The 21,504-nt window shown below is 58.2% G+C and carries 20 protein-coding genes and 2 tRNA genes; 11 read left to right on the top strand and 11 right to left on the bottom strand.

From position 1 onward, the window contains the following. The first annotated feature begins 57 nt into the window (after nucleotides 1–57). Nucleotides 58–133, top strand: a tRNA-Phe gene (locus PG5_RS03705). A 161-nt stretch (nucleotides 134–294) separates the two neighbouring features. On the opposite strand, the gene PG5_RS03710 is transcribed toward PG5_RS03705, so the two are convergent. The 5 genes from PG5_RS03710 to PG5_RS03730 all read right to left on the bottom strand — a co-directional run bounded on the left by PG5_RS03710 (nucleotide 295) and on the right by PG5_RS03730 (nucleotide 6,724). Beyond that, nucleotides 295–1,674 (bottom strand): APC family permease, encoded by a 1,380-nt coding sequence (locus tag PG5_RS03710; RefSeq protein ID WP_020795743.1) that lies wholly within the window; start codon nucleotides 1,672–1,674, stop codon nucleotides 295–297. Nucleotides 1,675–1,857: 183 nt separating this feature from the next. Next, a complete protein-coding gene (locus PG5_RS03715; protein ID WP_020795744.1) occupies nucleotides 1,858–3,240 on the bottom strand; it encodes an aspartate aminotransferase family protein in 1,383 nt (460 codons plus the stop codon). Between the two features lie 48 nt (nucleotides 3,241–3,288). Then, the gene (locus tag PG5_RS03720; protein WP_052024671.1) at nucleotides 3,289–4,086 is read right to left on the bottom strand and encodes a helix-turn-helix transcriptional regulator; all 798 of its coding nucleotides are present in this window, start codon (nucleotides 4,084–4,086) and stop codon (nucleotides 3,289–3,291) included. A 278-nt stretch (nucleotides 4,087–4,364) separates the two neighbouring features. Continuing rightward, entirely contained in the window at nucleotides 4,365–5,855 is a 1,491-nt protein-coding gene (locus PG5_RS03725) for an aldehyde dehydrogenase (RefSeq protein WP_020795746.1), read from the bottom strand. Nucleotides 5,856–6,274: 419 nt separating this feature from the next. Then, nucleotides 6,275–6,724 (bottom strand): hypothetical protein, encoded by a 450-nt coding sequence (locus PG5_RS03730; protein ID WP_020795747.1) that lies wholly within the window; start codon nucleotides 6,722–6,724, stop codon nucleotides 6,275–6,277. 260 nt (nucleotides 6,725–6,984) lie between these two features. On the opposite strand from PG5_RS03730, the gene PG5_RS03735 reads away from it, so the two are divergent. From PG5_RS03735 to PG5_RS03750, 4 genes are all read left to right on the top strand, one after another. Then, nucleotides 6,985–8,043, top strand: coding sequence for a YhcG family protein (locus PG5_RS03735; RefSeq protein ID WP_020795748.1), 1,059 nt, complete (start codon nucleotides 6,985–6,987; stop codon nucleotides 8,041–8,043). A gap of 68 nt (nucleotides 8,044–8,111) precedes the next feature. Then, entirely contained in the window at nucleotides 8,112–9,074 is a 963-nt protein-coding gene (locus tag PG5_RS03740; protein ID WP_020795749.1) for an alpha/beta fold hydrolase, read from the top strand. Nucleotides 9,075–9,112: 38 nt separating this feature from the next. After that, on the top strand, nucleotides 9,113–9,529 hold the full coding sequence (locus PG5_RS03745) for a hypothetical protein (protein WP_020795750.1): 417 nt from the start codon (nucleotides 9,113–9,115) through the stop codon (nucleotides 9,527–9,529). A 6-nt stretch (nucleotides 9,530–9,535) separates the two neighbouring features. Further along, nucleotides 9,536–9,988: a hypothetical protein gene (locus tag PG5_RS03750; protein ID WP_020795751.1), complete on the top strand. Its 453-nt coding sequence runs from the start codon at nucleotides 9,536–9,538 to the stop codon at nucleotides 9,986–9,988. Nucleotides 9,989–10,059: 71 nt separating this feature from the next. On the opposite strand, the gene gabP is transcribed toward PG5_RS03750, so the two are convergent. After that, nucleotides 10,060–11,451: a GABA permease gene (gene gabP, locus PG5_RS03755; protein WP_020795752.1), complete on the bottom strand. Its 1,392-nt coding sequence runs from the start codon at nucleotides 11,449–11,451 to the stop codon at nucleotides 10,060–10,062. Between the two features lie 563 nt (nucleotides 11,452–12,014). On the opposite strand from gabP, the gene PG5_RS03760 reads away from it, so the two are divergent. From PG5_RS03760 to PG5_RS03785, 6 genes are all read left to right on the top strand, one after another. After that, nucleotides 12,015–12,788 carry an ABC transporter ATP-binding protein gene (locus tag PG5_RS03760; protein ID WP_007972784.1) on the top strand — a complete coding sequence of 258 codons (774 nt, stop codon included), beginning with the start codon at nucleotides 12,015–12,017 and terminating at the stop codon, nucleotides 12,786–12,788. A 13-nt stretch (nucleotides 12,789–12,801) separates the two neighbouring features. Continuing rightward, nucleotides 12,802–13,548 carry an ABC transporter substrate-binding protein gene (locus PG5_RS03765; protein ID WP_020795753.1) on the top strand — a complete coding sequence of 249 codons (747 nt, stop codon included), beginning with the start codon at nucleotides 12,802–12,804 and terminating at the stop codon, nucleotides 13,546–13,548. Between the two features lie 71 nt (nucleotides 13,549–13,619). Then, nucleotides 13,620–14,315 (top strand): ABC transporter permease, encoded by a 696-nt coding sequence (locus tag PG5_RS03770; protein WP_020795754.1) that lies wholly within the window; start codon nucleotides 13,620–13,622, stop codon nucleotides 14,313–14,315. Then, nucleotides 14,312–15,001: an ABC transporter permease gene (locus PG5_RS03775; protein ID WP_020795755.1), complete on the top strand. Its 690-nt coding sequence runs from the start codon at nucleotides 14,312–14,314 to the stop codon at nucleotides 14,999–15,001. Before PG5_RS03770 ends, PG5_RS03775 begins: the two co-directional genes overlap by 4 nt. Beyond that, complete coding sequence (locus PG5_RS03780; RefSeq protein WP_020795756.1) at nucleotides 14,982–16,211, top strand: methyltransferase; 1,230 nt, start codon at nucleotides 14,982–14,984, stop codon at nucleotides 16,209–16,211. The genes PG5_RS03775 and PG5_RS03780 overlap by 20 nt, the downstream gene beginning before the upstream one ends. A gap of 394 nt (nucleotides 16,212–16,605) precedes the next feature. Then, a tRNA-Thr gene (locus tag PG5_RS03785) sits at nucleotides 16,606–16,681 on the top strand. A gap of 65 nt (nucleotides 16,682–16,746) precedes the next feature. Here PG5_RS03785 and PG5_RS03790 read toward each other — a convergent pair. The 5 genes from PG5_RS03790 to PG5_RS03810 all read right to left on the bottom strand — a co-directional run bounded on the left by PG5_RS03790 (nucleotide 16,747) and on the right by PG5_RS03810 (nucleotide 21,256). Next, complete coding sequence (locus PG5_RS03790) at nucleotides 16,747–17,457, bottom strand: SDR family NAD(P)-dependent oxidoreductase (RefSeq protein WP_020795757.1); 711 nt, start codon at nucleotides 17,455–17,457, stop codon at nucleotides 16,747–16,749. A gap of 42 nt (nucleotides 17,458–17,499) precedes the next feature. After that, entirely contained in the window at nucleotides 17,500–18,144 is a 645-nt protein-coding gene (locus PG5_RS03795; RefSeq protein ID WP_020795758.1) for a DsbA family oxidoreductase, read from the bottom strand. Continuing rightward, nucleotides 18,141–18,359: a 4-oxalocrotonate tautomerase family protein gene (locus PG5_RS03800; RefSeq protein WP_020795759.1), complete on the bottom strand. Its 219-nt coding sequence runs from the start codon at nucleotides 18,357–18,359 to the stop codon at nucleotides 18,141–18,143. Before PG5_RS03800 ends, PG5_RS03795 begins: the two co-directional genes overlap by 4 nt. A gap of 214 nt (nucleotides 18,360–18,573) precedes the next feature. Further along, complete coding sequence (fic, locus tag PG5_RS03805) at nucleotides 18,574–19,698, bottom strand: protein adenylyltransferase Fic (RefSeq protein ID WP_020795760.1); 1,125 nt, start codon at nucleotides 19,696–19,698, stop codon at nucleotides 18,574–18,576. A 271-nt stretch (nucleotides 19,699–19,969) separates the two neighbouring features. Continuing rightward, nucleotides 19,970–21,256 (bottom strand): OprD family porin, encoded by a 1,287-nt coding sequence (locus PG5_RS03810; RefSeq protein WP_020795761.1) that lies wholly within the window; start codon nucleotides 21,254–21,256, stop codon nucleotides 19,970–19,972. Nucleotides 21,257–21,504: the final 248 nt, after the last annotated feature.

A 21,504-nucleotide genomic window follows, 5' to 3' on the forward strand; every position in this document is an offset into this window, starting at 1 on the left:
ATTTTTTTGATAACTTGCTTGACGACCCTCTGAAAAACCCGTTTAATGCGCCCCGTTGCCCAGATAGCTCAGTCGGTAGAGCAGGGGATTGAAAATCCCCGTGTCGGCGGTTCGATTCCGTCTCTGGGCACCACCTTCCGTTTTCAGGTGATGCCAAGCACACCTGGAAGCACACAAAAAACCCGCCTAGTGCGGGTTTTTTGCTTTTCAGGCTTTGTACCCTTGCATGCCCCCCGTGAAAGCTTGGCAAGCGATCACAAGGGGCGGCTGGAGTAGCCCGGCCTCAGCAGTCGTTCACTCCGCCATCTGCAACTCCGGCAGCTTCATCCGGAACCCACGCGTAACGCCCATCAAACAAAGTAACCCTAACCCCATCCAGCCAAGACCAATCATGAACGACATGCTGGACAGGCTGGTCCAAAGCCAAATGGTGCTGAGGAAGCCCAGGGCCGGCACCAGACCGTAGATCAGGCAATTGCGCAGGCCGCGCATCTTCTGGTCGACGAGGTAATGCTTGATCACCGCCAGGTTCACCGCCGAGAACGCGAAGAGCGCGCCGAAGCTGATCATGTTGGCCACGGTATCCAGGGTGATGAACAGGGCAATCAGCGAGAACAGACTGACCAGCATGATCGCCGTGGCCGGCACCCGCTTCTTCGAGACCAGCCTGCCGAACACCCGCGGCAGCGCACCATCCCGCCCCATGGCGAACAGCACCCGGGAGACGCTGGCCTGGGAGACCATCGCCGAGGCAAAACACCCGGCCACGTAGGTGGCGGTAAAGGCGGTCACTAGCAGTTCCCCCCCCACGCGGCGCATGACGTCCAGCGACGCCGAGTCCGGGTCGGCAAAGGTGTTCCATTGTGGATAGACCATTTGCGCGAAATACGAAACAAGGACAAACAGCAGGCCACCAAGCATGCTCACCACCATGATGGCGAGGGGGATGAGACGCCGCGGGTTTGGCGTCTCCTCGGCCATGGTCGACACGGCGTCGAAGCCGAGGAAGGACAGACACAGGACCGCTGCGCCGGTCATGATCAGCGGGACGCTGAAGCCCTCGTGATGGAAGGGTGCGAGCAACGAAACCGGCTCCGACTGATCCCCCAGGTTATGGATCGACAACGCAACGAACACAACGATGAAGACCAACTGGACAACCACGAGCAGCAAGTTGACCCGGGTGATGGATTCGATACCGATCAGGTTGAGGAAGGTCACCAGAGCAATGGAGCCAACCACCCACACCGCCGCGGGAACTGCGGGGAAGTATTCGGACATGTAGATGCCGATCAGCAGATAACTGAGCAGCGGCAGGAAGATATAGTCCAGCAACAAGGTCCAGCCGGCCATGAAGCCAAAGTAGCTACCGAAGGCCTTACGCGTATAGGAGTACACCGATCCCGAATATGGATGTGCCTGCACCATGCGCCCGTAGCTGTAGGCGGTTAGCAGCATGGCGGCAAGGGTCAGCAGGTAGGCGGTCGGCAAGTGGCCCTTGGTCATCTGGGTCACCAGGCCATAGGTGGTGAACACCGCCAGCGGGACCATGTACGCCAGGCCGAAGAGGACCAGAGCGGTAAGCCCCAGGGATTGTCGAAACCTGCCAGGCGAAACCGATTCCGATGGGGAGTGATGGGAAGGAGTGTCGGCCACGCTTGTTATTGTATTCATTGCTGACTCCTGAAAATTTGAATGCAGGACGCTGCGGTATCCGAAGAACGGTTACCGTTAGTGAATGATCTGCTGAAGGGTGGGCTGCCCGATTTCCGACAGCCACTTGTTCAATCGATAGGCATACAGGGCGATGCAACGCTGTTGATCACCGCCCCGAGCATGCCTGGCCCACAGATGAGCTCAGAGCTTTCCCGCGATCCGTGCAGTGCGGTCTACCGCGATACGGGTCTTTTCAACCAGCTCGTCCAGCTCCGCGCGCGTTGCCACAAGTGCCGGCGCCATGATCATGCGGCCCAAGGTCGAACGAATGATCACGCCCTCTTCAAAACCAAAGGTGCGGCACTGCCACGCCAGATCGTTTTCGTTGGTGAAGCGTTTGCGCGTAGCCTTGTCCTCAGCGAACTGCAAGGCCGCGACGAGGCCCGCGCCCTGGATCTCGCCGATCATCGGGTGGTTGCCAAACACTTCGCGCAGGATCCGCTGCAAGTACGGTCCGGTATCCTCCTTCACCTGGCGCACGATGCCTTCGTCACGCAACGCCTTGAGGTTGGCGAGCGCGACCGCGGCCGCGACCGGGTGTCCGGAATAGGTCAGGCCGTGGGCGAAGACGCCGCCCTGCTCCACCAGCGCATCGGCAATGCGCTTGCCCAGCACCAGGCCACCCATCGGCACGTAACCGGAAGTCAGGCCCTTGGCGATCGACAGGGTGTCCGGCTCGAAACCGAAATACTGGTGTGCGAACCACTCGCCCGTGCGACCAAAACCACCGATCACTTCATCGGCACACAGCAGCACATCGTATTGGCGGCAGATGCGCTGGATTTCCGGCCAGTAGCTCTCGGGCGGGAAAATCATGCCGCCAGCGCCCTGGAAAGGCTCGGCGATAAAGCCCGCGACATTTTCGGCACCCAGCTCAAGAATCTTCTCTTCCAGTTGCAGGGCACAGCGACGACCGAACTCGGCCGGGGTCAGCTCGCCGCCCTGGGCGTACCAGTAAGGCTCATCGATGTGCGCGACGTCTGGAATCGGGCCACCCATCTCGTGCATGAACTTCATCCCGCCCAGCGCGGTGGCTGCCAGGGTCGAACCGTGATAACCGTTCCAGCGGCCGATCATGATTTTCTTCTGTGGCTTGCCAACGACCTGCCAGTAACGGCGAACGGTACGGATCAGCACCTCGTTCGCTTCGGAGCCGGAGTTGGTGTAGATGACGTGGCTGTAGTGACCCGGCAGCAGGCTGAACAGCAGCTCGGACAGCTCGATCACCGCTGGATGCGTGGTGTGGAAGAACATGTTGTAGTACGGCAATTGGTCCATCTGCGCAGCCGCCGCGGCGGTCAGGTCCTTGCGACCGTAGCCGAGCTGGGTGCACCACAGGCCCGACATGCCGTCCAGGTAGCGCTTGTCATCGTTGTCCCAGAGATACAGTCTCTCGCCGCGTACCATCACTCGAGGGCCTTCGGCATTGAGCGCCTTCTGATCCACAAATGCATGGATATGGTGGGCGGCATCGGACTTCTGATAATCCTGAGTCTGCCGTTTCGGTTCGAAGGGTGCATTCATGGCTTTTTTCTCTTTTGTTGGTAGTCACGCGAGGGGGAGCAAGTCCGTTCAGCGGCTCTTGCTCATGTAGCTTTCAAGCGGGTCTTTGCTGAGCACGCCCTGGGCTTCGGCCAACGAATCGATGAACAGTGAGAACAATTCCGATTGCGTGCCGATGTCGAGCTTGCAGTAGACGTTTTTACGGTGAGACTTGATGGTGTCCTCCGACACCCCTAGGCGCTCGGCCAGGGAGCGGGTCGAATGGCCACGCAGGATCAGTTGCGCGATTCGACATTCGCGCTCGGTCAGGATCGACGAGCCGAAGTTATCCAGTGCCGAGTGGATGCGCTGCTCCAACAGGTTTTCGAAACGAGCGCCGCGCGTGTCCAAGCCGACAAAATGCTTTTTCAGCAAGGTCAGGACCCAGGGCGCAATGCGCTTGAACTGCTGCGTCGTGGTGGCGTCCAGTTTTTCCGTGAATGCCAGCGAGACAGCCAGGCTCAGCCCGGGAGACAACTGCAGGATGTAGTTCAACTCATCCTGAAGGTGCGAGTGCCGATAGAACGACTGGTAATACTCGCTGAGCTCGAAGTGGTCGGGAGCGACATCAGCAAGGTCGTAGCAACCGGAGCTAAAGCCCTCTACACAGGCACCGTAGAACGGGTCGAGCAGATAGAACCCGGACAGGTACTGGCGCACATTGCCTTGCGGCAGCCAGGGGCCGTCAAGTTCGAACAGCGCGCTGGGCATGCCGCCATGCGGATACTGGTACAGCGTCGTCGCCTGAATGGGCCAGATACAGCCCAGGGTTTCGAACAGCGTCGCGGTGAATCCCGGTTGACCGATACTCTCGGTCACCTTGGCCATCTGTTCGAACCATTGCGCAGAAACAAACCGATCGTTTTCCACTTCAAAGACTCGCCAAAAGAACGGTTGGGAACGACACGAGGTGACTGGTGCCGGGGTTGAAATGATGTTCCCACGCTCGGAAAACTGCCGATATCACCCGATAGGGTGAGTCGACCAAAGGGTGCCAAACGGCCGCCCCATATGCCCCACAAGCAGGAAAAGCACGCCACTCCAAGGAGTGCGTGCAGTCGGGTTTTCCCCTGCCACGCCTTGCGACGTGGCCTATGGAAGCGGTGTTAACGAAGCTGGAACCAGGTGGTTTTAAGTTGCGTGTACTTGTCGAATGAATGGAGGGAAAGATCGCGCCCGAAGCCGGACTGCTTGCCGCCGCCGAAAGGAATGGCGACATCCAGTGCATCCATGGTGTTGACCGAGACAGTCCCGGCCTTCAATGCCCGAGCCACACGATGAGCGCGGTTCAGGTCATCGCTCCAGACTGACGCGGCGAGACCATAGATGCTGTCGTTGGCCAACTCAATCGCCTCTTCTTCTGAGTCGAAGGCACTGATGGCCAGCACTGGACCGAAAATCTCCTCACGCGCCAGGCGCATGTTTCTATCCACGCCAGCGAAAATCGTCGGCTGGATGAAGTTCGAAGAGCCATTGACCGTCAGGCGCTCGCCGCCTGCCAGGAGTTTCGCGCCATCACCACGTGCTTGTTCGATCGCCTGCATGATGCGAGCGGCTTGCTCGCTATCCACGATCGCACCGGCTTTGCTTTTAGGGTCCAGCGGATCACCGGGCAGCCAGGCCCGAGCCTTGGTGATCAAGCGCTCGACGAATTCATCATGGATAGAACGTTGCACGTAGAGCCGGGAGTTGGCCGAGCAGACCTCGCCCTGATTGAAGAAAATGCCGAACGCGGCTTTTTCCGCAGCCAGGTCCAGGTCCTGGCAGTCTTCGAAGACCAGGTTCGGGCTCTTGCCGCCGCACTCCAGCCAGACCTGCTTGAGGTTGGACTGCGCCGAGTACTGCATGAAATATTTACCGACCTGGGTCGAGCCGGTAAACACCAGGCAGTCCACATCAGGATGCAGGCCCAGGGCCTTGCCAGCGCTTTCACCCAGGCCGGGGACAACGTTCAACACCCCTTTCGGGATGCCGGCTTCGAGCGCCAGTTGACCCAGGCGCAAGGCTGAAAACGGCGATTGCTCGGCGGGCTTGAGGACCACGCTATTACCGGCGGCCAATGCCGGAGCGAGCTTCCAGGCCGCCATGTCCAGCGGGAAGTTCCATGGCACCACGGCGGCGACCACTCCCAGTGCCTCGCGAGTAATGGTGGCGAGGGCATTGCGCGCGGTGGGCGCGACCTGATCGTAGAGCTTGTCCAGGGCTTCACCGTACCAGGCGAACACACTGGCCGCGCCAGGCACATCGATGTTGTAGGCATCCATGACCGGCTTGCCCATGCTCAGCGAGTCAAGCAATGCCAGCTCCTCGCGGTTGGCCAGGAGCAGTTCGGAAAGCCTGATCAGGATCTTCTTGCGCTCCACCGGAGCCATGTGAGCCCACGTTCCCTCTTCGAACGCCTGGCGAGCCGAACGTACCGCAAGATTCACTTCATCCTCGCCGCATGCCGCGACACAGGCCAGCCGCTGATTGGTCGCCGGATTGATCACCTCGAAAGTCGCCCCCGAGGCGCACGCGACCGGCTGCCCTGCGATCAAGGCATTTTCAATGAATGTTTGGTGGGCAGCCCGCTGCTGCCAGTAGTTGAGATCGAGCACACGCTACTCCCATGCCGACCGCCGATACGGTCAGTTTTTATTGGTTTCGCAGGATGGTGCTCTACTCTCGCGGCGAGGAAAAATAGTAAAAATGTGCTCGGTTCCCAAGAAAAAACTGGGTAGCGACGAGGTTCTGGAGCAGCAGGCAAGATTTCTTTTTTATGCTCGGGATTTAACAAATCTACCGCCTTTGAAATTCCTACGTCTACCTGGCACTCCCTCCTACCAGTTGTAAAAGGTAATAAGGGCAATATCCGCAGCATCCGCTAACACATCCCCCCAAGGTGTTTGTTCAGCAAACCATCCATCGCGCGTTTGCACACCGCAAACTCTAGCGCGAGATACTCCGCAAACAGCTGTGAAGCCAGCTGTTTGCGGATGTGAGAGTTGAGGAATTCGCCGCGCGCCTTTCGGCACGGCTAACTGTCACTCCAGTGAAATACCAGGTTGCGCGCAGCCCCCGAGCCAACATCCGCGGTATCACGTCGCTCCTGACCAGCACGCGATGCAACGACCGTGTACTTGCCAGGCGGAAGCTGAACGTAAACCAGCGGACCGGCCTCAGTCAGGGTCAACACGCTTTTCCCCTGCGCATTTTGAATGGCGACATTTACATCCGGAATGTATTCGTTACCGACGCCGACGGAGAATGTCATATGCAGGTTGTAGCCCTTGGTTTGCTGGATGGCTTTCGCCTCATCTTCACCGATACCACCGGACAGGTAGGCAATTCCGTTTTGTTCCTGGCGTTGGACCTGCACACCCGAAGTGTCGACCGGTTCGAGGCTGGCGGCCTGTCCGATGACCGGAAACATCGACATGCCGATAGCGACAACAAAGGGCAGGAACAGTGTCTGAACATACTTCATGATGACGCCTCCCGGGCTCCGCGGAACCCTTTCGTTACCTAATTTTGATTTCCGGCGCGGTCGTCATGTTTTAGAACGATTTGTACTTGAATGCGCTACGAAACGTACTACAAGGATCGCTCCGATGACCTCACCTACCATCAGCCCGATCGTGCCGACGTAGCTGGCATTTCCTTCGCGCTTCTCAGTTGCGTCCTGCATCACTGACAGCCCACTCTTGCCATCCTCTTCTGCCTGTTAAACCTGCCGCGGAAGACTTCATGAGCGCCCTCGAACCCCATCACACACAAGATCCACAAATCACCTCACTGGTTGGCCATCTTGGTGAGTTAATCCGGCAGGCGCGACATAAGCTACTGCGAGCAGTCGATACCGCCCAGGTGCAAACCTACTGGAACATCGGACGACATATAGTGGAGTTTGAACAAGAGGGCTCCCGGCGCGCGGTATACGGCAAGCAGTTGCTGGCAACGCTTGCGAAGGTGCTGACAGTGGAGTTCGGGAAGGGTTTTGACGAAACCAACTTGCGAAAGATGCGCCTGTTCTATCAGGCGTTTCCAATTCGAGACGCACTGCGTCTCGAATTGAGCTGGACGCACTACCGCAGGCTTCTACGCGTGGACAATGAGAAGGCGCGCAAGTGGTACATGGACGAAGCAGCTGGCCAAAACTGGTCGAGCCGCAGTCTTGAGCGCCAGATCAATACGCTCTACTACGAACGTCTCCTGATGAGTCGTGACAAGTTTGCAGTCATGGCAGAGGCCGCCACCAACATTGATCCAATGAGCAACGATCCCCGGAATTTCATCCGGGATCCCGTGATGCTGGAGTTTCTTGGCCTACCCAATACCGGAATCGTCTTGGAAACCAGACTTGAGCAGGCCCTGATCGAGCAACTCCAGGGTTTTCTGCTTGAGCTGGGTAAGGGGTTTGCTTTCATTGCCCGCCAACAACGCATCAGCACCGAAGGTCGAGACTTCTACATCGATCTGGTGTTTTACAATTACCTGCTCAAATGCTTTGTTATTTTCGATCTCAAGCGCGGAGAATTGACACATCAGGATGTGGGCCAGATGGACATGTATGTGCGCATGTATGACGATATCAAACGAAGCGAGGAAGACGGCCCAACTGTCGGCATTATTCTCTGCGCGCAAAAAAACGAGTCTGTAGTGCGCTATTCGGTCCTCCAGGGCAATGAGCAACTCTTCGCCAGCAAATACAAGTTGGTACTACCGAGCGAGGATGAGCTGCGAGCGGAACTGGATCGGGAACGAGCAAGGCTCGAAGAGCGCCTTTTCGACCAGATGCCTGAGTAAAGCGGCTCGATTGTTCAGGCGCGACATGAGGACTATCTTAGGCAGCTACCCGCAAAGGTCCGACGCCAATGAATTTGCAGGACGCCCCCTCACTCGCCCCGACTCAAATCGAGCTGCCACTGACGCCTGGCACTTCGGGCGAACCGTTCAAGCAAGCTGCCGCCGACGGTTTCATCCTTGGCGGCTTCATCTGGCGGCATGCGCGACAGGACACTTCCCGGGCAGTGGTCATCATCAACGCCGCCACCTCAGTCCGCTGCCGACACTACTCGCGTTTCGCCGATTACCTGTTTGCCAACGGCTTCGATGTCATCACCTACGACTACCGCGGCATTGGCGAATCACGGCCAGCGTCTATGAAAGGACTGAAAGCGACCTGGTCCGACTGGGGCGCCCTGGACTTCGAGGCGATGCTCAAGCGCGTACAGCGTGACTTTCCCGGCCAGTCGATCGACGTGGTCGGTCACAGCTTTGGAGGCTGCGCAGCGGGCTTGGGTGCATCCGGCCAGCTCATTCGCCACCTGGTAACGGTCGGCGCGCAATTCGCTTACTGGCGCGACTATGCACCCGCTCACCGCTGGCGGATGTTTGCCAAGTGGCACGTGGTAATGCCGGTGGTGACGAGGCTGTGCGGATATTTTCCCGGCAAACGCCTCGGCTGGCTGGAAGACACCCCGGCCGGTGTAGTCCAAGACTGGAGCACGCCCACCGCTCGTTACGAAAAGCGCCCCAGCGGCCAGGACAGCCATGTCAGGAACTTCGCTGCGGTCACCGCGAAAACCCTGGCGATCAGCATCAGCGACGATCCCTACGGCACAATCCCCGCCATCGAACGCCTGCTCCGCTACTTCACTGGCAGCACAAACACCCACCTGCGCATAACCCCCGAAGACATCGGCGAACAAGAAGTTGGACATTTCGCCTTTTTTCGCAGCGCATACCAAGCCACACTATGGCCCATCGCACTGTCCTGGCTGCAAAACGGCGAGCTGGCCCCCGATACACCCGGGCAAACAGTGCCACGCAACTGAGCCACCAGCCCTTTTCAACGAAATACGGAACGACGCCCATGGCCTCCGCCAACAAGCAGCACAAACGCGCCTCCCGCGCCAAGGCCAAGGCCAAGCAGAACCGCACCCAGCGGGCTGCCGCGCCGGTCGAGCTCGACCCGAACGACGACCGCATCGATTTTGAATCGGTGGACCTGACCGAATTGTTCAAGAAAATGATCGACGCCGAGAAGATCAGCCAGCAAGCCATGTGCGCGGCCTTCCTCGAAGACCCGTTGCTGGAACTGGTGTACGAGCAGGAAGGCGAAGAAGGCGCGATGGACTTTATCCTCGCCGCACTGATTGAATATCGCCAATGGTCGGCCGAAACCGACGAAGCGGGCGCCCTGGCGTGGATCGAATCACCAGCCTTCCAGGCTGACTACGTGGCGGCGTCCGACGCCATCGCGGCACAAACCCAACAGAAATCGAACTGAGTTCCCATGGCCTCCCTGAACAAGCAACAGAAACGCGCCAAACGCGCAAAAGCCAAAGCCAAGCAAATCAATATCCACGGCAGAAAACCCGCCGCGCTGGACGATGACCTTGGCGAAATCGGCGAGCCGATCCCGGACTACACCCTGGCAATGTTCAGCAAAATGCGCGATGCCGAAGCCATCAGCCGCAAGGAAATGCTTGCCGTGCTGCTGACGAATCTCGCCTTCATCATCATCGACCATCCAGAACTGCTGGACATGGAAAACGCCGATGACGAAGGCATGGCCGCCACTCACCTGGCCGCCGATATGCTGATCGACTACCGCATGTGGGCCGACGGCATGGACCGCGACGCTGCCCAGGCATGGCTGAGCGAGCCACAGTTCATCGCCGATTTCAGCGCAGCACTGGATGTCTACCGCGAGTCGCTGGAAACGCCGGAAGAAAAAGCCGAGTAACGGTTACGCCTCAAACAAAAACGGCCGCTTGTCATCACTGACAGCGGCCGTTTTGCGTTACGCGGTATGAATCAGTTCAACACCACCGCGCCACCTTTTTCCAGCTTGCGACGGCGAGCCACCAGCAAACCAGCAGCCACCACCAGCACGCTGAGCAGGCCAGTCGCGAGGATTTCCACACGATGAGCTTCCTGGAACAGCATGATGGTCAGGGCACCGACGATGAAAATGATCACCGCGTAGGTCAGGCCCGGGAACAACCACATGCTGAACACGATTTTCTCGCCGCGAGCCATACGCTGCTTGCGCATGCGCAGTTGCGAGATCGCGATCACCAGGTATACCAGCAGCGCAATGGCGCCGGAGCTGGCCAACAGGAACTCGAACACCGCAGCCGGGGCCACGTAGTTGGCGAAGGTTGCCAGGAACGCAGCACCAGTGGACAGCATCACCGCCCAGTAAGGGGTGCCGCTTTTGTTGGTGCGAGTAGACATGGCCGGCGCATCGCCGCGCTTGCCCAGGGAGAAGAGCATGCGCGACGAGGTGTACAGCGCCGAGTTCAGGCAGCTTGTCACGGCGACCAGTACGACGATGTCGACGATCATCTTGGCGTTAGGAATGCCCATGCGCTCAAGCACGGTCTGGTAGGAGCCCAGGCTCGCCAGCACCGGATCGTTCCAAGGCACCAGGGCCACGACGATGAAAATGGATACGAGGTAGAACAAGCCGATCCGCCAGATCACCGAGTTGGTGGCCTTGGAGATTTGCTTGCCAGGGTTCTTCGATTCCGCGGCCGCAATGGTCACGATCTCGGTGCCCATGAAGGAGAACATGGTGGTCAGGATGGCGCCCAACACCGCGCCCATGCCGTTTGGCAGGAAGCCCTGGGTGTCGAACAGATGGGAAACGCCGCTGACCTGGCTGCCCGGCAGGAAGCCGAAAATGGCCATGACGCCCAGAACGATGAAGCCGATGATGGCCAACACTTTGATCAGGGCAAACCAGAACTCGAACTCACCGTAGTTCTTCACGCTGAACAGGTTGGTCACGGTCAACAGCATCGTGATGACCAAGGCAAAGGCCCAGATATCCACACCTGGGAACCAGGCGTGCAGGATGGTTGCGGCGGCGTTGGCTTCCAACGGAATCACCAGGACCCAGAACCACCAGTACAGCCAGCCGATGGTGAAACCGGCCCAGTGACCAATCGCGCGATCGGCGTATGTCGAGAAGGAGCCCGTGTCCGGCGAGGCAACAGCCATTTCACCGAGCATGCGCATCACCAGCACTACCAGCATGCCGGCGGCGGCGTAAGCCAGAAGCACGGCCGGGCCTGCTGCAGCGATGGCGTGGCCCGAGCCAACGAACAGGCCGGCGCCGATAACCCCGGCGATCGACAGCATGGTGACATGCCGCGGTTTGAGCCCCTGTTCGAGGCCGTTAGAGCTTTGGATACTGCTCATTGAAACTACCTTTGTAAGGAAAAGCGAATGCATGCATCCCGCTTGTGTTCCTTCTTGTAAAAAGAAACAAACGGGGCGTTCCGGAATCTGCACGCAATAATTGCGCCAAAATGTTTCAAAGCCGTCTAACTCGGGAATTTCATCCTGACCGGACAGTCATCGCAAGCCATTGATATTAATGGCACTTTGCCAGAGCGTTACCCTGCGACTCACTTTCGGAGCGATCCAGCGCACCGGAAACACACGTAAAGATTCCTCGATGCACGATAAAAGGGCAGATCCGGCACCTTTGGCCCGTTAGCGCTTCCAACCCCCCGCCAAAGCTGGCAACATCGCGCCCTTTTTTACGCGACAGCCACCGCGCTTTTGTCTGAAAGCAGGGTTCAAACGGCTGTTCGGTTGTTGATGGGGCGACAGTCTGCTGTACCGATGCGACAACCTGCCACATACCACCCGTTTACTGCCCGTAGCGCTGTTGGCTGCCCTTGAAACGCTATGCTAGCTTGGCCGCCTCGCCAGGAAGGCCACCAACAGCAGGAGCGAATACACAATGAGGAACGCACATGGCTGAGGCCACGCCCGCGCTTGAAATCCGCAACTTGCACAAACGCTACGGCTCGCTGGAGGTACTCAAGGGTATCTCGCTGACCGCCCGCGACGGCGACGTGATCTCGATCCTCGGTTCCTCCGGTTCCGGCAAGTCCACGTTCCTGCGTTGCATCAACCTGCTGGAAAACCCACACCAGGGTCAGATCCTGGTGGCCGGCGAGGAACTCAAGCTCAAGGCCGCGAAGAACGGCGAACTGGTCGCTGCCGACGGCAAGCAGATCAACCGACTGCGCAGCGAAATAGGTTTTGTATTTCAAAACTTTAACCTGTGGCCGCACATGAGCGTGCTCGACAACATCATCGAGGCCCCGCGCCGCGTACTTGGCCAGAGCAAGGCCGAAGCCATCGAAGTCGCCGAAGCCCTGCTGGCCAAGGTCGGCATCGCCGACAAGCGCCACGCCTACCCGGCGCAATTGTCCGGCGGCCAGCAACAACGTGCGGCCATCGCCCGCACCCTGGCCATGCAGCCCAAGGTCATCCTGTTCGACGAGCCCACTTCCGCGCTTGACCCGGAAATGGTCCAGGAAGTACTTAATGTCATCCGCGCACTGGCCGAAGAAGGCCGCACCATGCTGCTGGTCACCCATGAGATGGGCTTTGCCCGTCAGGTCTCCAGCGAAGTGGTGTTCCTCCACCAGGGCCTGGTAGAAGAGCAAGGATCGCCACAGCAGGTGTTTGAAAACCCGCTTTCGGCGCGCTGCAAACAATTCATGTCCAGCAACCGCTAACGGAGCTAACCGCATGCGCAATTACAAGAAGGTCTTCCTGGCCGCCGCCGTTACCCTGGCGTTCAGCGCCGGTGCCATGGCCGAAACCCTGAAGATGGGCATCGAAGCGGCCTACCCGCCGTTCAACAATAAAGATGCCAGTGGCAATGTCGTCGGCTTCGACAAGGAAATCGGCGACGCCCTGTGCGCCAAGATGAAAGTCGAGTGCACCGTCGTGACCTCCGACTGGGACGGCATCATCCCGGCCCTGAACGCCAAGAAGTTCGACTTCCTGATCTCCTCGATGTCGATCACCGACGAGCGCAAGCAAGCGGTGGACTTCACCGACCCGTACTACTCCAACAAGCTGCAGTTCATCGCCAAGAAAGACGTCGATTTCAAGACCGACAAGGCTTCCCTGCAGGGTAAAGTGATCGGCGCGCAGCGCGCGACGCTGGCGGGTACCTGGCTGGAAGACAACATGGAAGGCGTTGAAGTCAAACTCTACGACACCCAGGAAAACGCTTACCTGGACCTGACTTCCGGTCGCCTTGACGGCATCCTGGCCGACAAATACGTCAACTACGAGTGGCTCAAGAGCGACGCAGGCAAGTCCTACGAGTTCAAAGGCGACCCAGTGGAAGAAAGCGACAAGATCGGTATCGCCGTTCGCAAGAACGACCCTATCCGCGAGAAGCTGAACACTGCGCTCAAGGAAATCGTTGCCGACGGCACCTACAAGAAGATCAACGACAAGTACTTCCCGTTCAGCATCTATTGATCCTGACCTGCCTGACCGGCGCCTGATGGCGCCGTTCACGGTATTGCCTGCCGCGATTTGAAAAGAAATCCATGATTATCGACCTCTACGGATTCGGCCCGGCGCTCGCCGCTGGCGCGCTGATGACTGTGAAACTGGCACTCTCGGCCCTGTGCCTGGGGCTGGTGCTCGGTCTGCTCGGCGCCTTGGCCAAGACTTCCCCGTACAAGCCGTTGCAATGGCTTGGCGGCACATACTCGACACTGGTTCGCGGCATCCCGGAGCTGCTCTGGGTGCTGTTGATCTACTTCGGCACCGTTAACCTGATGCGCGCCCTGGGCGAGTTTTTCGGTAACCCCGACCTTGAGCTCAATGCCTTCGCTGCGGGCGTGATTGCCCTGGGCCTGTGCTTTGGCGCCTACGCCACGGAAGTGTTTCGCGGCGCGATCCTCGCCATCCCCAAAGGCCATCGTGAAGCCGGCGTGGCCCTGGGCCTGTCGAAATTTCGCATCTTCACCAAGTTGATCATGCCGCAGATGTGGCGCATCGCCCTGCCGGGCCTGGGCAACCTGTTCATGATCCTGATGAAGGACACCGCGCTGGTGTCGGTGATCGGCCTGGAAGAAATCATGCGTCACGCGCAAATCGGCGTGACCGTCTCCAAGCAACCGTTCACCTTTTATATGGTCGCGGCGTTCATGTATCTGAGTCTGACGATTCTAGCCATGACCGGCATGCACTTCCTGGAAAAACGCGCCGCTCGCGGCTTCGCGAGGAGCGCCCAATGAACTGGGAAGTCATCATCAAGTGGCTGCCGAAACTGGCCCAGGGCGCAACCCTGACCCTGGAACTGGTCGCCATTGCCGTCATCGCCGGCCTCCTGCTGGCGATCCCGCTGGGCATCGCGCGTTCGTCGCGCCTGTGGTGGGTGCGAGCGTTTCCCTACGCCTACATCTTCTTTTTCCGCGGTACGCCGTTGCTGGTCCAACTGTTCCTCGTCTATTACGGGCTGGCGCAGTTCGACGCGATCCGTAATAGCTCGATGTGGCCCTACCTGCGCGATCCGTTCTGGTGTGCGACAGCCACCATGACCCTGCACACTGCCGCCTACATCGCTGAAATCCTGCGCGGCGCGATCCAGGCGATACCGCCGGGTGAGATCGAAGCGGCTCGGGCGCTGGGCATGTCCAAAGCCAAGGCGCTGATCTACATCATGCTGCCCCGCGCGGCGCGCATCGGCCTACCGGCCTACAGCAACGAAGTGATCCTGATGCTCAAGGCCAGCGCCCTGGCCAGCACCGTGACGTTGCTGGAACTGACCGGCATGGCCCGTACCATCATCGCCCGGACCTACCTGCCGGTGGAGATCTTCTTCGCCGCTGGCATGTTCTATCTGCTGATGGCCTACATGCTGGTACGCGGCTTCAAGCTGCTGGAGCGCTGGTTGCGCGTCGATGCCTGCCAAGGGCGTTGATCCCAAGGTGCTGACGGGCGAGGAACTGCTCGCCCGTTTCACCGCGCTGGACACTTTTCTGACAGCGCACCAGGCCCTGTGGAAACCTCGCCCCTTCACACATCTGCAACTGCCCTGGGAAACCACCTACCCTGAACTCGCCACCTGGCTTCGCGGGCGATCGCTGGAAGAGGCGGAAAGCGCTCACAACCACCCTGCCCTTGTGGATGCGCCGCAGCCTTTTGCTGCGTTGGCGGACATGTCCCTGGCACTGAGTGCGCTGGATGAATTGCCTGCTCATACGCTCGAAGCGCCAGCTCATCGATTGAATGTGGATGTTCCAGGGCGCAAGTGGCAGCAAATTGAAGCCTTTGCCGGTCGACTGCAGTTTGCTGATCCCGCCAGGCATTGGCTGGACTGGTGTTCGGGCAAGGGACACCTGGGCCGCCGCCTGCTACAACCCGGACAGCAACTCACCTGCCTGGAATACGATCCAGCGCTGGTTGCCAGCGGCCAGGCACTCAGCCAGCACCATCGACTGCACGCGCTGCATGTCGAACAGGACGTACTGGCGGCCAATGCAGCAGCGCTATTGGAAGCTCGACATACACCCGTCGCACTGCATGCCTGCGGCGATTTGCACGTGCGACTGATCCGGCTCGCCAGCGCAGCCGGCTGCAAGCAACTGGCCATCGCCCCTTGCTGCTACAACCGGACCCACCTGACACGGTATTCGCCGATGTCCTCGGCCGCGCAACACTCTGACCTGCAGCTGTCCCTCGATGATCTGGGGCTGCCAATGAGTGAAACCGTCACCGCCGGCGCCCGCGTACGACGCCAACGCGACACCTCGATGGCCCGACGCCTGGGCTTTGACTTATTGCAAAGGCAACTGCGCGGCGTCGACGAGTACCTGCCAACCCCATCCCTGCCCAGCGCCTGGCTGGAAAAACCCTTTGCCGAATACTGCCAGCACTTGGCCGAAGTCAAAGAGTTATCCACAATCGGCGCCCAAAATTGGCCCGAGCTTGAGGCCGCCGGATGGCAGCGCCTTGCCCAAGTACGCAATCTAGAGCTCCTGCGCGGACTTTTCCGACGCCCATTGGAACTTTGGCTGGTGCTCGATCGGGCCCTTTTCCTGCAAGAACAGGGTTACACCGTTCGCCTCGGCACCTTCTGCGAACCCTCAATCACACCGCGTAACATCCTGCTGCTAGCGGAACACCCTTAACGTCTCTCAGCCTGTGGATAACTCTGTTGATGAAATATTAATGGATCCAATCTTTACAGCTGGTTCAGCCCTGAAACAGCGCTGATCAAATTTCGTACACTGAATAAATAACCCGAAAAACAGGCATTTGCGAACTAATGAGAACGGATCCACAAAAACACTGTAAACCGGGTGAATCGAAAATCCCGTTGTGCATAAGCATTCGATCAAAAGACATAATCAACGACTGATCGGTCCCGCAGCACGCAAGAAAATGCAGCGCCGAGACCTCGTTTTGCACCGCGCGATGACAACCAGTGAGGGTCGGAAGACCTCAACAGAAGCCCGCGCAAAAATAGTCTGAATTCAGGGGTTTACAGAACCTTCCCAATCGCTATAATCGTCGCCCTGACATGCCGGTATAGCTCAGATGGTAGAGCAACTGACTTGTAATCAGTAGGTCCCGGGTTCGATTCCTGGTGCCGGCACCATACAAAACAAAGCCCTCGTAGCAATACGAGGGCTTTGTTGTTTCTGCCGTTTAAAAACCCAGACCTTAGTGACCCGCGCTCTGCCCGCCATCAACGTGGAGGATTTCGCCAGTGACGAACTTGGCGCCGTCCAGGTACACGACCGCGTTGGCAATATCATCGATCTCGCCCATGTGCCCGACCGGGTGCAGAGCGCCCAGTGCGGCGTGGGTTTCTTCGCCGTGCATTGGGGTCTTGATGATGCCAGGCGATACAGCATTCACCCGAATGCCGCGCTTGGCGTATTCGATGGCCAGGGATTTGGTTGCCGCGTTCAGGCCACCTTTGGTCAGCGAGGCCAGTACCGATGGCACGCCGTCGATGGCGTGGTCCACCAGGCTGGTGGTGATGTTGACCACGTGGCCGCTGCCTTGTTTTTCCATCTCGGCAATAGCCAGCTGAGTGATGTAGAAGAAGCCGTTGACGTTCACCGACAACACGTTGGCGTAGTCTTCAGCGGTGTACTGGGTGAACGGCTTGGCGATGAAGATCCCGGCGTTGTTGATCAGGGTGTCGACACGACCGAAGCGTGCGATCGCTTCACGGATTACGCGCTGTGCAGTCTCTGGCTCGCCGATGTCGCCGGCCACGGTGAGGATGTCTGGATCGGTGGATGGCTTGATCGAGCGCGAGGTCGCGACGATCTGGTAGCCGAGCTCGCGGAAGGCCTTGACCATGCCGTCGCCGAGACCTTGGGATGCGCCAGTGATGACAACGACTTTTTTCGAATTGCTCATGATGAACCTCTACTAATGAATGATGGTTTGAAAAAGCAGTGATCAGGCTTGCGCCATTTGTCTCAACATCTGTTCGTAGTACTCGACCGACTGCGAACCGGACACCAGGTGACGGCCGTTGAGTACCAGGGCCGGGACCGAATTGATGCCGTGCTGGTGATAGAACGCTTCAAGCTCACGCACCTCGTTGGCAAAGGCGCCCGACGCCAACACCTCGCGTGCACGGTCCTCGTCCAATCCGGCTTGACCCGCCAGCCGTACCAGCGTCTGCTGATCGCTCGGGTTCTGGCCTTCGCTGAAGTAAGCGCGAAGCAGGATTTTCTTCAGTGCCACCTGGCGTCCTTCTTCCAGTGCCCAGAGCAACAACCGGTGGGCGTCGAAGGTGTTGTAGAAGTGGGTGCGCTTCTCCAGGTCGAACTTGAAGCCGATGGCATTGCCGCGTTCGATCTGCATTGCTTTGCCATTGGCGACGTCCTGGGCGGTACGTCCGTATTTGCGCATCAAATGCTCGACCGCTTTCTCGCCTTCGGGCGGCATGTTCGGGTTCAGCTCGAAAGGCTTGTAGGTCAGCTCGACCGCAACTTCACCCGCCACGTTCTCGATCGCCTGCTCCAGCGCCGTCGCCCCCAGTGCGCACCATGGGCACACCACATCGGAGACGAAATCGATGGTGACTGAAGGCGTCATGACTGCCCCTCGTCCGCCAGTTGCTTGCGGTACTGGGTGGTGGTGATCCCGGCGTAGCCCCAGTTATCGGTGTCGACTTCCTCGATCACGATGTGGGTCAGGTCAGGGCGTTTGTTGAGGACGCGTTCCAGTGTTTCAGTGATCTCGGCGATCACCTGAGCTTTCTGCTCAGTGGTAACGCCATCGCGGGTGATGCGTACGCTTACGAAAGGCATGAGGGAAACTCCAGTGACCTTCCCGTCGGGATGATGGGAGAGGCGTTGGAGCTCAATGTAGGGAGTTCGCTGGAGGGGATAAAGGTGGGGGCGGGAACATCATTAGTTACGTGGCGTAATAAGTTCCTCCGTCAACGAAGGCTCCGCCGGGAATATTCTCCGTTCGTTCTGAAGAAAAAGCCCCGAATCATTCGGGGCTTTTCATTTTCGCGAGTTAGTCGGCGTAACGTTTAAATTCATTACTGTCGCGGCTTAGCAACTGCATCAGTTTCGGATGGATAAACAGCTTTTCCTTGCCCACTTGAATCTCCTCTAACACACCAATGGTCACCAGATCTTTCAGGTGACGTGAAGCAGCCTGTCGTTGAGCAACTTTCTTGTCGACCACGTTGCTGATGCGGCAGTAGGGCTGTTCGAAGATGACGTCCAACAACTCCCGTGAGTAGGTTTTGGGTACTTGGTCATGCACAAATTGAGTGGTGTGTTCGGACAATGCGCGGATTGCGGCAATTTTGGCTGTCGTCCAACGCGCGGTTTCCTCTACTGCACTGAGCATGAACAACAGCCATGGCTCCCACGCCTGCTGGGTCGTCACCTCCAGCAAGAGTCGATAGTAATCGGCACGCTGGGCAATGATGTAGCGGCTGAGATACAGAATCGGCAGGTTAAGCAAGCCTTCCTGAATCAGAAACAGAGTATTGATGACGCGCCCGGTACGACCATTGCCGTCGACAAAAGGATGGATGGCCTCAAATTGATAATGCCCGACCGCCATGCGAACCAGTGGATCGAGATCGGTTTCGTTGTGCAGAAAGCGCTCCCAGTTGGCGAGAAGGTTGCGCAGGTGTTCTTCTCCTTCGGGCGGGGTATAGATGACCTCACCGGTCCGGTCATTGGCGAGCTGCGTGCCAGGTGTACGGCGAATATCCAGTTTCGCGCCCTTCAACGTACGGCAGATTTCCACGGCGGTGTTGGTGGATAGCGGACGTTCAGCCAAGGACTGGAAACCTTGGCTCAGCGCCGTTCGATAGCGCAGCGCCTCCTTGGTGGCCGGGTCTGCGTGGTTTTCCGTGTCTTGCGCATGCTGGAACAGCAAATCCGTGGTGGTGACGATGCTTTCTATTTCCGAGCTAGCCTTGGCTTCGAGCAACGGAATGGTATTGATCAGAACCGTCTGGTTAGGAATCAACTCTGCTGCCTGCTTCAACTCGGCCAAGGCCGTGCGTGCCTCAATACATTTTTTGAGGACTGCACGTGTTTCCAGCTCGACTCCCGGCGGCAGCAGTGGAAGCTGGTTGTATGGCCTGTCTGCCTGCCATGGCAGCAACGGTTCGGTCATGGATGCGTTCCTGATCATTTTGTATGTGTTTTGAGCAGAGATTGACCTCTCTCATGTCGCCAGTGTAGACATGAGGGCATAACGTGTCGCACTTTTTCACTTTTTGCGACACGTCCTCGGAACATGTCGCCGCGGGCGACACGTTCACAACACATGTACCCGAAATCGACTTTTGACGACATGACCCATTTAGCACACGAAAAAAAGCCCCGAACCAGTCGGGGCTTCTTCTTTTCGGCCTTGAATCAGGCCTCGATAACACAACCCATCATCAGAAAACGTTGATCGGGTAATCCACGAAAACCCGCACTTCGTTACCGCTGACGTTGTATTCGCTCGACTTCTGCGACACGCGCAGGATGGAGCTGCGCAGCTTGATGCTCAGGTCTTTGGCCGGGCCGCTTTGCACGACGTACTTGAACTGGTTGAAGATCTCGCGCTCGGTACCGCCTTCGCTGGTGGAGGTGGTGATGTTGTCACCGCGTACGTAAGCGAAGTTGTAGCTCAGGCCCGGTACACCGAAGGTGCTGAAGTCCAGGCCGTAGCCCAGTTGCCAGCTGCGTTCGTCTTCGGCGTTGAAGTCCGACCAGTAGGAGTTGGCCAGGTAGATGGTGTTGCCACCGTCACCGACGCGACCTTGATCCTTCTGGTAGCCGCCGTAGGCGTAGCCCAGGTTGCTGTCGCCGGTGCTGCGCTGGTGCGCGAGGGTGAACGAGTGTGGGCCGGTGGCGAAGGTGGCTGCCAGGCTCCAGATCTTGTTGTCGTCGCCGGTGATGTTGTTGTCGCGAACGTAGGAATCTTCCAGCTTGGTGCGATAGCCGTTGAAGTCCAGGGTCAGGGACTGATCCTTGTCGAACGGGAACACGTAGTTGGCGTTCACGTATTGCTTCTTCAGCACGTCTTCGACGTCGGAGGCGTACAACGCGGCCTTGAATTGTTCGGTGAACTGGTAGCTACCACCCAACACGTTGATCGACTTCAGGCCACCGCTGTCATGACCTTCGGCGCTTTTGCGCGATTCGGCGGTGAAGCGACCGGCGTTCAGTTCCAGGCCCTTGATCTCCTTGGAGGTGATCAGGGTGCCGGTGTAGCTTTCCGGCAGCAGGCGACCGTTGTCGTAGCTCAGTACCGGCAGGACCGGCATTTGGTCGCCGTAAGTCAGCGTTGTGCTGGACAGGCGGAATTTGACCGCTGCGCCAGCTTTGGCCAGGTCGTCAGCCGGTTCGCCGCTGGCACCCTTTTTGAAAAAATCGATGCCTTGGGCGCCGCTACGGTCTTCATTGCGCTCCAGGTTGAGCGCGTACAGACCAAAGGCATCCACACCCACACCGATGGTGCCTTGGGTGAAGCCGGACGAGAACGTACCGATGGCCGCTTGGCCCCACTCGGACTTGTCCGGGTTGCCGTCTTTGTAGTCACGGTTCATATAGGCGTTGCGCAGCAGCACTTTTAGGCTGCTTTCTTCAACAAAGCCCTTGGATTCGGCCTGGTCGTTAGCCATGGCCTGCGTAGCGCTCAAAATCCCCAGAGCGATCAGGCTGATTCGCTTGTTCAACATGTTGTTTTCCTTATTACGGGTTGAAACGCGCTGTGTTGATCGGCTGAAACGGCGCTATCGCACTCTTATTTCATTCCGCAAAGAAAAAGGCCCGCCCACGATCAGTCGCGGCGGGCCTTTTTATTATTTTTCGGTCATGGCGGTCTGCCACAGGCGTTGGGCCGGATCGTAGCTGCGGGGTTAACTATATGTCAATTTCATGAATCGTCTGTAAATAGGCGTAATTCGTCTAAGAAGTGAGGTTCCTT

Origin of the sequence: Pseudomonas sp. G5(2012) (assembly GCF_000408945.1) — a bacterium.
Lineage (GTDB): Bacteria > Pseudomonadota > Gammaproteobacteria > Pseudomonadales > Pseudomonadaceae > Aquipseudomonas > Aquipseudomonas umsongensis.